This is a genomic window from Streptomyces sp. ISL-66, assembly GCF_018614135.1.
In the GTDB taxonomy this organism is placed as follows: Bacteria; Actinomycetota; Actinomycetes; order Streptomycetales; family Streptomycetaceae; genus Streptomyces.
Map to the genome: position 1 here is coordinate 1 of NZ_JAGGOW010000235.1, position 10,373 is coordinate 10,373.

The window sequence follows — 10,373 nt, forward strand, 5'->3', positions numbered from 1 at the left end:
AGCGCGCGCTGTACGCCCCGCCGGGCGCGGAGCCCTCGTACGGGGCCCTGGCGGCGGACGTCCGGCTGGTCGGGGCGGAGCTGCTGGCCGGGGTCTCCCGGGGCACCCGCCTGCGGGCCCTGTTCCTGCCCCGCTCGGCGGCGCGCGTCCGCTGGGCCGCCTCGGCCCGCTGGTCGGCGCTGACCGAGAAGGTCTCGGCCGCCTCGTCCCGCGCCCAGGCCCGTCTCCCGCTGCGGGGCCGCGGCTGAAACGCGGCGGGGCCCGCCGCCGAGCGGGCCCGGCACCGGAACGAAAAGAGCGGCCGGCGTAGGGGCTCGATCCCCCCGAGCCCCGGCGCCGGCCGCGTTCCCCACCCCCGGTCGGAGAGACCCGGTCCACACCTGCCGCCCCGTGTCGGCGGTGCGGGCCGGGTCCCCGTCCGTTGCCCCCAGTCTGGTGTCCGCGCAGGTCTGGGCCAACCGCGCAGGTACTCATTTCCGCGTCTAGGTACGGATACTCAGGCGCCCCACCAGTTCTACGCGGCACCACCGCCCCGGCGGCACCGCCGATCGGGGCATTGCCGGGGCGGCGCGTTGCCGGGCGGCGCATTGCCGGGCCGCGCGTTGCCGGGCGGCGCGTTGCCGGGCCGCGCATTGCCGAGCGGGACCGCCAGGCCGGGGCGCCGCCTCGTCAGCGGTTTCCGCTGACCCGCCCCCGCAGCAGCAGCGACAGCGCCGAGTGGACGTCGTCCAGCGAGCGCTCGCTCTGGAAGGACTGCCAGTCCAGTGCGGCCACCAGCACCATCCCCACCATCGCGGCGGCGGTCAGCGGCACGTCGATCTCCGCGCTGAGCTCACCGCGCTCCACGCCCTCGCGCAGCACGTTCTCCACGACGGCGACCGCCTCGCGCCGGACGACCATCAGGGTGGACTGCCAGGTCCGGTTGGTCCGCCACAGTTCGGCCACGTAGAGCTGGGTGAAGGCCGGGTAGCGGTCGATGAACACCAGGCCGGCCCGGATCATCGCGTCGAGCGCCTCGACCCTGGTCCCGCCGCGCTCCTCGGTGGTTTCCGCCGCCGTTCGCAGGGACTCGGTCAGCAACCCGACCCCGTGCCGCAGCAGCTCCTCGAAGAGGTCGTTCTTGCTGGCGAAGTTGTAGTAGACGGTGCCCTTCGCCACGCCCGCCCGTTCGGCGATCTCGTCGACCGTGGTCGCGGAGAAGCCCTGCTCCGCGATGAGGGTGACGGCCGCTTCGTAGAGCTTCTGACGCGTGGCCTGGCGACGGGCGCCGCCCGCGGCCGTACCGGTGCTGCTGCTTTCCATGGCGCTGATTCTCACAGGTCAACCGCTCCCCACGGGCTACAGGCTCAGTTCTGGATGCAGCCGGTCCATCGTCCACACCTGCTTGCCGCGGGCGGCGAGCGCGGTGAGGGCGAGGGCGCCCGCGGTGAAGGCGGCCAGCACGGCGCAGCCCTGCCAGACCGGGGCGAGGTCCCCGCCGGTGATGAGGCGGCGCAGGCTCTCGACGACGTACGACATCGGCAGGAAGGGGTGGATGGCGTTGAAGAAGCCGGGGCTGGTCTGGACGGGGTAGGTGCCGCCCGCCGACGTCAGCTGGAGCATCAGGACCGCGAGGACCAGGATGCGCCCGGCGGCCCCGAACTTGGCGTTGAGCCACTGGACGATCGCGGCGAAGCAGCCGGTGACCAGCATCAGGAAGGCGATGGTCAGCGCGGGCCGGGCCATCTGCAGGCCGAGCCCCCAGTGGAGTACGGACATCAGCGCGGCCACCTGCGCGGCGCCGAGCCCGGCCACGGGGAGCCAGCCGGCGAAGGCGATCCGCCAGGGCGAGGCTCCGGCGGCGAGCGCCCGCCGGTTGAGCGGGGCGATCAGCATGTAGGCGACCATCGCGCCGACCCAGAGGGAGAGCGGGATGAAGTACGGGGCGAAGCCGGTGCCGTAGTTGGGCGCCTTGTGCAGGGACTGGTTGGCGAGCCGCACCGGGTCGGCCATGACCTGGGTGCGGGCGTCGCGCTGCTGCTGGTCGTAGTCGGGGATCTGACCGGCGCCGTCGTGCAGGCCGCCGGCCAGCTCGCCGTTGCCGTCCACGAGCTTGACGAGGCCGCCGTCGAGGCTGTGCGCGCCGTCGCCGAGCTTGCCGACCCCCTCGCCGAGGGCGCCGGAGCCGGCGGTGGCGGTGCCGAGGCCGGTGTGCAGCCGGGCCATGCCGGTGGCGACCTTGTGGGCGCCGGAGTTGAGGGCGTTGACCTGGGTGACGGCCGATTCGAGGTCGGCGGAGAGGGCGGGGGCCTTCGCGGCGAGGGCGCGGGCGTCCCGCTCCAGGTCGGTGAGCTGGGTGCGGAGCGTGCCGAGGTCGCCGCCCGCGTCCTTGACGAGGGTGTTGACGTCGCCCGCGAGTTCGGCGCCCTCGGCGGCGTCGTCCTTGAGCCTCTTCAGCTGCGGGCAGGTGGCGGGCTGCGGCTGGGTGACGGCGGTGCAGGTCTTCGCGTAGACGTCGGCGGCGCCGGTGGAGACGCGCTGGGTGACGGTGGCGGCGGCCGGGGCCGCCTTGGCGAAGGCGCCGAGGTGGTTGTTGACGACCTTGGCGGTGTCGGCGACGAGTTCGGCGCTGTCGGCGAGCTGCTTGGGGTCCTTGAGGAAGGGGCGTGCCTTGTCGGCGGCGCCGCCGACCTTGTCCGCGAGCCGTTGGGTGCCGGACGCGATGTCCTTCGTGCCGGTCTCCAGCTGTCCGGCGGCGCCGTTCAGCTTCTTCAGGCCGCCGGTGATCTCGCCGTTCTTCTCCTTGGCCGTTTCCAGGCCGTCGGCGAGGTCCTTGGCCCCCTTCTGCGCCTTGCCGGCGCCGTCGGTGAGCTTGTCGGCGCCGTCGGCGGCCTCGGCGGTCTTGTCGTGGAGGTCGGAGAAGCTGACGAAGATCTTGTCGAGGAAGCCGCGGGAGGCGTTGGTGGACGCCGCCGCGCGGACCTCGGAGAAGACGGTGCGCGAGATCGAACCGACGATGTAGTTGTTCGCGTCGTTGGTGCGGACCTGGAGGGCTCCGGTGGCGGGATCGGCGCCGGAGCTGGAGGCGATCTTCGAGCTGAAGTCCGCGGGCATGGTGAGGGAGAGGTAGTAGGTACCGCTCTCCAGGCCCTTGGCGGCCTCTTCCTCGCTCACCTCGCGCCAGTCGAAGGTCTTGCTGTCGCGGAGCTTGCGGGAGATCTCGCCGCCGGCGTCGATGCGCTTGCCGTCCACGGTGGCGCCCCGGTCGGAGTTGACGAGGGCGACGGGCACCTTGTCGAGGCGGCTGTACGGGTCCCAGAAGGACCACAGGTACAGGGCTCCGTAGAGCAGCGGCAGCAGGAGCAGCGCGACGAGGGCGGCCCGGGGCAGCTTCCCCCGCCCGAACCGCTTCAGCTCAAGCGCGGCCAGTTTCGGCGAGCGCATCTTCGTCCCCCTTCGTGTCGGCGTCGTTCGTGTCGGCGTCGTTCGTGTCCGCGTCGTTCGTGTCCGCGTCGTTCGTGTCCGCGTCCTTCGTGTCGGCGGAGCCGGTCGTTGCGGCTGCGCCGGTCGCGTCCGCGGTGTCGTCCCGCGCGTCCGTGTCCTTCGCGTCCGCCTCTAGGGCTCCCCCGGTGATCGTGGAGTCGGGGGGCCGGGGCGCCGGGGCCCCAGCCGGGGCCGGTGCTGCCACGGTCCGCAGGACCACCGCGTCGGCCGGGGCCTCGCTGCACACCGCGAGGACGGTGGTCCCGCGGGCGGTGAGGGAGCGGAGCAGGTCCCAGGCCTCGGCGCGTTCGGCGTCCGACAGCTTGAGGTCGAGGTCGTCCAGGGCCAGCAGGCGCGGCGAGCCGAGCAGGGCGATGGCCACCGACAGCCGTACGGATTCCAGCCGTTCCAGGTCCCGTACGGAGGTGCGCGGCCCCTTGGGCAGGCTCGCGAGGTCCAGTCCGGCGGCGGCCAGCGCGGTTTCGATGCGGGCCGCGGTGGAGGTGCGGCGCTCGCCGCGCGGGCGCAGCAGGGCGCGGACGGGGCCCTCGTAGCGGCGCTGGAGCAGGGCGCCCTCGCGCAGTTGCTCGGCGACGGTGAGGGCCGGGTCGAGGTCGTTGACCCCGGGTACCGGGCCGAGGGCGGCGATCCGGCGGACCGCGGCCATCTTCTTCGGCAGCCGGTGGCGGGCGACCTCGGCGTGGCCCTCGGTGGGCTTCATCCGGCCGGTGAGCGCGAGGAGCAGGCAGGTGCGTCCACTGCCGGAGGGACCTTCGACCGCGATGAGCGACCCGGGCTCCGCGTCGATCCCGATGCCCCGGAACACCCAGCCGCGCGGGCCCTTGAGTCCGAAGTCCTCGGCTTTGACGGCCGCGCCGTGCGGGCTGTCCACGCCGTCCCCCTTCTTTTGAACTGACCAGTCAGTTCAAAAACTAGCATCTCCATGGGCATCGTGTGCGCACAGGGGGGCAGTTGCCCGTCCGCACCACCGAAGGCGGGGACGCAGCCGCAGGTCAGCGCGATTGTCAGTGGGGGCCGCCACGATGGGGACACGCAAGAACAGCACCGCAGGATCCGACAGCACGGCAGCGCGCAGCGCTCGAACGACAGGAGGTTCGTCATGGCCACACCGTCCCCGTCCCCTGTCCACCCCGTCCCCCGGAAGTCGGCGGCACCACCCGCCGCCCTCGACCTGCTCGTCAAGGCCCGCGAGGGCCTGGCCGAAGCCGCCCGGCTGACCCGGCCCAACGAGCGGTACGCCACCGCCCACCTCGCCGCGCTGCGCGCCGCCGCGGCCGTGCTCGCCGCGCGCGGGCGGCCCGAGCCGGTGGGTCCGCGCCGCCGGCCGAGGATCCGCAGCGCGTGGGCGGTGCTCCCGGAGATAGCCCCCGAACTGACCGAGTGGAGCGCGCTCTTCGCCTCCGGCGCGGCCCGCCGGGCCCGGGCCGAGGCCGGGATAGCTGGCGCGGCCACCGAGCGGGACGCGGACGATCTGGTGCGCGCCGTCGGGATGTTCCTGCGCCTGGTGGAGCGGATGCTCGCGCTCCGGCCGGTCATCCCGCGCGGCCGGCCGCAGGGGCTGCCCCAGCCGCGCGCGGAGCGTCCGGACGCGCGATGAGCTGCCCGGCAGCCGAAGGCCATAGGGTGGGCAGGGACCACTCACCTAACGCGCCGAGGAGCCATCAGCCGTGTCGGACACTTCCCGCCCCCGCGCCTCCCTCCGCACCGCCGTGGTGTGGGAGGTCCTCAAGGAGGCGCTCGACCGCCGGGTGAAGGCGACCGGGCGGGACGTGCTGGACGTGCTGGACACGGGCGGCGGCACCGGCAAGTTCGCCGTGCCGGTGGCCCGCCTCGGCCACCGGGTCACCGTGGTGGACCCCAGCCCGAACGCTCTGTTCGGGCTCGAGCGCCGGGTGTCCGAAGCCGGCGTGGCCGACCTGGTCCGCGGGGTGCAGGGCGACGCCCAGGGCTTGCTCGACGTGGTCGAGCGCGATGCCTACGACGTGGTGGTCTGCCACGGCGTGCTGGAGTACGTGGACGACCCGGCCGAGGGCGTGGCCAACGCGGTGGCGGCCCTGCGCCCCGGCGGCATCCTCAGCCTGCTCGGCGCCGGGCTCGGCGGAGCAGTCCTGGCCCGCGCATTGGCCGGGCACTTCACGGAGGCCCGTACGGCGCTCACCGACCCGGCCGGCCGCTGGGGACCGGGCGACCCGGTGCCGCGCCGCTTCACCGCGGAGCAGCTCGCCGCGCTGGTCGGCGACGCCGGCCTGGCGGTCGGCGCGGTGCACGGCGTACGGATCTTCGCGGACCTGGTGCCGGGCGTCCTGGTGGACACCGAGCCGGGCGCGGTCGAGGCACTGCTGCGCCTGGAGGAGGCCGCCGCCGAGCTGCCCGCCTTCCACGCCGTCGCCACGCAGTTGCACGTCCTCGGCGAGAAGCCCGCCTGATCTGCGAACCTTCCTGGCACGCGGTAGGTCACTCACCCTCCGAACTTGCGGTGTGACCCGTATGATCGGGGGCAGCGACCGGCATGCTGAGCGGACCTCTGGGGAATAACGCCCTCAGCGGCCGCTCGCACGGCGGTACGGCTTCGCGCAACGCATGCTTGAGACGTAACCGAGTTTTCCCCGAGCAGTACTTTTGTCGGGCAGTGTTTTTTAAGAACGTGGCGTAGAGGGCGGGTGTCACGGGGGCGATTCCCCGCCTATCCTGAAGGGGACCCCTGGTCGCTGCCCCCCGCGACCGACGGATGAGGAGGACTCCCGTGCCGCTCTCGGAGCACGAGCAGCGAATGCTCGAGCAGATGGAGCGAGCGCTGTACGCCGAAGATCCCAAATTCGCTACAGCGCTTGAGGGAAGTGGTCTGCGCACGTATACCCGGCGACGGGTTTACCAGGCAGTCGCAGGCATTGTCGTCGGTGTCGCGCTCCTCATGACCGGTGTGATCGTGCCGAACGTACTGTGGGTCAGCGTGGTGGGATTCCTCGTCATGCTGGGCTGTACGGTTCTCGTGGTCACCGGTTGGCGCAAGGCCCCCAAGCCTGGAGAGCAGCCCGCCTCCGGTAGTAGCGGTGGTTCGGCCCAGGGCCACAACCGCCAGCGTCGGTCGATGATGACCCGCATCGAGGACCGGTGGCAGCGCCGCCGGGACGAACAGGGGCAGTGAACCCCACGGGCTAGGACCGAAGACTCGGGTGAGGGGACGGGCGCCGCAAGCGCCCGTCCCCTCACCGCGTACTGCATGATGATCGAGTGAGTGTCCTCCCCCTGGTCTTCACCAGCGGCTGGGCCAGTGGGATCAACGCGTACGCCGTGGTCCTCCTGCTCGGCATCTTCGGCGCGACCGGACTGACCGACGAGGTCCCCGCCTCCCTGCAACGCACCGACGTGCTGATCGTCGCCGCCGTGCTGTTCCTGTGCGAGGCCGTCGCCGACAAGATCCCGTACGTGGACTCCCTCTGGGACACCGTGCACACCGTGATCCGCCCCCTGACCGGAGCGGTGGTCGGCGCACTGCTGGCCGGGCAGAACGGTTCGCTCTCCGACATCGCCGCCGGTGCCGTCGGCGGTTCCACCGCGCTGGCCAGCCATTTCATCAAGGCCGGCACCCGCATGGCGATCAACACCTCGCCCGAACCGTTCAGCAACGTCGTCATGAGCACCGCCGAGGACCTCGGCGTGGGCGCGATCGTCACCTTCGCGATGTTCAACCCGGAGGCCGCCGCGATCATCTGCGCGGTCCTGCTGGTCGCCGGACTCGCCCTGCTGATCTACCTCTGGACCCGGATCCGCCGCTTCCTGCGCCGCCGGGCCCAGCGCCGCGAGGAGAAGCGACTCGCCGCCGAGGTCGCCCGCACCGCTCGATAGGCTCAGCCGCATGGCACGAATTGCGGTGATCGGCGCCGGCATGGGCGCGATGGCGACGGCGGCCCGGCTGGCCGTGGCGGGGCACCGGGTGACGGTGTACGAGCGCGGGACGACCTACGGGGGCGCCGTCGGCCGCTTCGAGCGGGACGGCTTCGCCTTCGACACCGGCCCCGGACTGGTGCACCTGCCGGCCGTCTACCGCGACCTCTTCGTCAAGACGGGCAAGCGGCCGCTGGAGGAGTGCGCCGAGCTGGTCCAGATCGACCCGGCCGTCCGGCACGTCCTCCCGGACGGCCGTACCGTCACCCTCCCGGGCGGCTCGCACGGTGGCGCCGCCGCCGTCCTCGACCGGACCTTCGGACCGGGCGCCGGCGACCGCTGGAGCGCGGTCCTGGGCCGCGCCCGGGACGCCTGGGACGCCACCCGCCGCCCCTTGCTCGAGGAGCCGCTGCGCCCCGACTGGCAGGTGCTGGGCCGCGACCCCTACCCCGCGCTGCGCGGCAGCGGCCTGCTGCGCCGCCGCCCGCCGACCCTGGCCGAGGTGGCCGCGCGCGAGCTCGGCGGCGACGGGCTCGGCGAGCTGCTCACCGCGCGCGTGCGCGCGTACGGAATCGATCCGGCCACCGCGCCCGCCTCGGCCGCCGTGCTGCCCTACATGGAGCAGACCTTCGGCAGCTGGTACGTGCGCGGCGGGGTCCGGGAGCTGGCCACGGCCGTGTACGAGCGGTGCCTCGAGCGGAAGGTCGACTTCGAGTTCGGCGCCGGGGCCGAGGAGGTGCTCGTGCGCGACGGCCGGTGCGGCCGGGCTGCTGCTGGCCGGCTGCGCCTCCATGCCCGACCACGGGGAGATCCGGCCGGTGTCGGCCTCGCAGGGCGTCGACTCCCAGGTCCGCGTCTTCGGCGTGCCGCCGTCCGACCGGGCCAGCCCGCAGGAGATCGTCGACGGCTTCCTCGAGGCCATGACCAGCGACGACCCGCAGCTTCAGACCGCCCGCAAGTACCTCACCGAGGACGCGGCGAAGAACTGGAAGCCGGGCGCGGCCGTCACGGTGCTCTCGGCCGGCCTCGACCGGTTCTCCGTGCAGGGCGAGAAGGACCCCGCCGCCCCCCGCTTCAAGGTCGCGGGCCGGATGCTGGCCACGGTGGACGAGCGCAGCGCGTACCAGCCGGAGACCAGCGGGCGGCGCTACGAGGAGTTCCTCCAGCTCACGCAGGAGAACAAGCACTGGCGGATCGCGACCCCGCCCAGCAGCCTCGTCCTCAGCGAGTCCGACTTCCAGCGCATCTACATGCCGGTCAACAAGTACTACTTCGCGGGCGGCACGCTCGTCGCCGACCCCGTCTACGTGCGTCAGCGCAGTGACCCCGACTCCCGGATGGACCCCACCACCCAGACCGTCAAATCGTTGCTGTCCGGCCCCTCCAAGTGGCTCGGACCGGTCGTCACCTCCTTCTTCCCCACGGGTACGGAGCTGCGCGAGGGCACCAAGTCCCTTTCGTACGACGGGCAGAACACGCTGCGCGTGCCGCTGAACGACAAGGTCGACAACACGGCGCAGCCGCAGTGCCAGAAGATGGCCACCCAACTCCTGTACACGGTCAAGGACCTGACGGGCTCCCGGGTGGACCGGGTCGAAATCGTGCGTGCCGACGGCAAGTCCAACCTGTGCGAGGTCACCGAGGCGGCCGCGGCCGTGATCGCCAACCGGCCGCCCTCGCCCGGCCACCAGTACTACGTGGACGGCGAGAGCCGGCTCCAGCGGATGAGCCTGGACCCCAACCGGGAAGAGCAGCAGGAGGAGGCGAGCCCGGTCCCCGGGCCGCTGTCCGGGAACCCGCCCTTCAAGGTCGGCTCCGCGGCCGTCTCCTACGACGAGAAGCGCGCCGCTGTCGTCTCCGAGGACGCGCACGGGCTGTACGTCGTCAACATGACCACCGCCGGTCCGATGCCGCAGCCGCTGCTGGCGGCGAAGGGAAGCAAGCCCGCCGGGTTCACCACCCCCTCGTGGGACGCCGCGGGCGACCTGTGGGTCGCGGACCAGGACGTGCAGGACCCGGTGCTGTGGCGGGTGCCCGGCGGTGCGGGGACCCCCGAGCGGGTGGAGGTATCGGGGCTGGACGGGCGCCGGATCACGGGGCTGAAGACGTCGCCCGACGGGGTGCGGATCGCGCTGCTGCTGCAGAGCGAGAGCCGCAAGGAGCTGTACATCGGCCGGATCGAACGGCCCGACGGCAAGGGCGACGGTTCGGTGGTCTCGGTGCGCGAGCTGCGCCCGGCCGCGCCGCAGCTGGCGGACGTGACGGCGATGAGCTGGGCGCCGCGCGGCCGGCTGCTGGTGGTGGGCCGCGAGAGCGGCGGGGTGGTCCAGGCCCGCTACATGCTGGCCGACGGCTCGATGGTCGGCGCCGGGCTGCCCGGGGCGACCGCGCTGGAGGCGGTCGCGGCGAGCGAGGACGAGAAGAAGCCGGTGGTCGCGTACTCGGGGGCGGACGGGATCGTGTGGCTGCCGCCGGGTGCGCAGTGGCGCACGGTGGCGGCGGGCGGCCGGGCTCCGGTCTACCCGGGCTGAACCTGCTTCCGGCGGGCCGACCGAACCGCCTTCCCCGGTTGTCCACAGGGGTGGCGACTCCGGGCCCCCGCCGGGCACGGTGGACTCCATGCGGGAGCGGTGGCGGGCACTGACCGGTGGGCTGGCCGCGGAGCTCGCCGGGTTGGTCCTGCCGGTCGACTGCGCCGGCTGCGGGGCGGTCCGGGTGGCACTGTGCGGAGCCTGCCGCTCGGCGCTCAGTGGGGCCGGGGCGGCCCGCGTACGCCCGTCTCCGTGCCCCGCGGGGCTTCCCGTGGTGCATGCGGCCGCCGCGTACGAGGAGGCCGTACGCGCCGTCCTGCTGGCCCACAAGGAGCGCGGGGCGCTCCCGCTGGCCCAGGTCCTCGGCGCGGCTCTGGCGGCGGCCGTCCTGGCGGGCGCGGGCGAGCGCGGCGAGCGCGGCTGGGTGGGCGGGGCGGGGGCGGGCGAGGTGGCCCTGGTACCCGTGCCCTCCGC

General features: G+C 73.3%; 9 protein-coding genes and 2 pseudogenes. 8 read left to right on the plus strand and 3 right to left on the minus strand.

Annotated features, from left to right (window positions below):
- Positions 1-248, plus strand: a 248-nt coding sequence (locus J7E97_RS34570) for a hypothetical protein (RefSeq protein WP_215035474.1), incomplete at its 5' end; no start/stop codon positions are given.
- A gap of 421 nt (positions 249-669) precedes the next feature.
- Here the strand turns inward: J7E97_RS34570 and J7E97_RS34575 are convergent.
- The 3 genes from J7E97_RS34575 to J7E97_RS34585 are packed head-to-tail and all read right to left on the minus strand — an operon-like array spanning position 670 to position 4,354.
- The gene (locus J7E97_RS34575) at positions 670-1,317 is read right to left on the minus strand and encodes a TetR/AcrR family transcriptional regulator (RefSeq protein ID WP_215035476.1); all 648 of its coding nucleotides are present in this window, start codon (positions 1,315-1,317) and stop codon (positions 670-672) included.
- A gap of 21 nt (positions 1,318-1,338) precedes the next feature.
- Positions 1,339-3,423: a YhgE/Pip family protein gene (locus J7E97_RS34580; protein WP_215035478.1), complete on the minus strand. Its 2,085-nt coding sequence runs from the start codon at positions 3,421-3,423 to the stop codon at positions 1,339-1,341.
- A complete protein-coding gene (locus tag J7E97_RS34585; protein ID WP_215035480.1) occupies positions 3,395-4,354 on the minus strand; it encodes an ATP-binding cassette domain-containing protein in 960 nt (319 codons plus the stop codon). The genes J7E97_RS34580 and J7E97_RS34585 overlap by 29 nt, the downstream gene beginning before the upstream one ends.
- A 228-nt stretch (positions 4,355-4,582) precedes the next feature.
- Here J7E97_RS34585 and J7E97_RS34590 point away from each other — a divergent pair, with 228 nt between their 5' ends.
- The 7 genes and pseudogenes from J7E97_RS34590 to J7E97_RS34620 all read left to right on the plus strand — a co-directional run.
- Positions 4,583-5,080 carry an SAV_6107 family HEPN domain-containing protein gene (locus J7E97_RS34590; RefSeq protein ID WP_215035482.1) on the plus strand — a complete coding sequence of 166 codons (498 nt, stop codon included), beginning with the start codon at positions 4,583-4,585 and terminating at the stop codon, positions 5,078-5,080.
- 70 nt (positions 5,081-5,150) lie between these two features.
- Complete coding sequence (locus J7E97_RS34595) at positions 5,151-5,909, plus strand: bifunctional 2-polyprenyl-6-hydroxyphenol methylase/3-demethylubiquinol 3-O-methyltransferase UbiG (protein ID WP_215035484.1); 759 nt, start codon at positions 5,151-5,153, stop codon at positions 5,907-5,909.
- Between the two features lie 317 nt (positions 5,910-6,226).
- Positions 6,227-6,628: a DUF3040 domain-containing protein gene (locus tag J7E97_RS34600; RefSeq protein ID WP_215035486.1), complete on the plus strand. Its 402-nt coding sequence runs from the start codon at positions 6,227-6,229 to the stop codon at positions 6,626-6,628.
- Positions 6,629-6,714: 86 nt separating this feature from the next.
- Positions 6,715-7,329 (plus strand): DUF4126 domain-containing protein, encoded by a 615-nt coding sequence (locus tag J7E97_RS34605; protein ID WP_215035488.1) that lies wholly within the window; start codon positions 6,715-6,717, stop codon positions 7,327-7,329.
- 49 nt (positions 7,330-7,378) lie between these two features.
- Positions 7,379-8,047: pseudogene (locus tag J7E97_RS34610) on the plus strand (phytoene desaturase family protein); the annotation flags it as partial.
- Positions 8,048-8,159: 112 nt separating this feature from the next.
- Positions 8,160-9,899 carry an LpqB family beta-propeller domain-containing protein gene (locus tag J7E97_RS34615; RefSeq protein ID WP_215035490.1) on the plus strand — a complete coding sequence of 580 codons (1,740 nt, stop codon included), beginning with the start codon at positions 8,160-8,162 and terminating at the stop codon, positions 9,897-9,899.
- Between the two features lie 88 nt (positions 9,900-9,987).
- A pseudogene (locus J7E97_RS34620) lies at positions 9,988-10,373 on the plus strand (ComF family protein); the annotation flags it as partial.

Bases quoted from the DNA above. Each gene is read 5' to 3' on its own strand.
- J7E97_RS34615 (WP_215035490.1), top strand. From the start codon at position 8,160: ATGCCCGACCACGGGGAGATCCGGCCGGTGTCGGCCTCGCAGGGCGTC.
- J7E97_RS34580 (WP_215035478.1), bottom strand. From the start codon at position 3,423: ATGCGCTCGCCGAAACTGGCCGCGCTTGAGCTGAAGCGGTTCGGGCGG.
- J7E97_RS34590 (WP_215035482.1), top strand. From the start codon at position 4,583: ATGGCCACACCGTCCCCGTCCCCTGTCCACCCCGTCCCCCGGAAGTCG.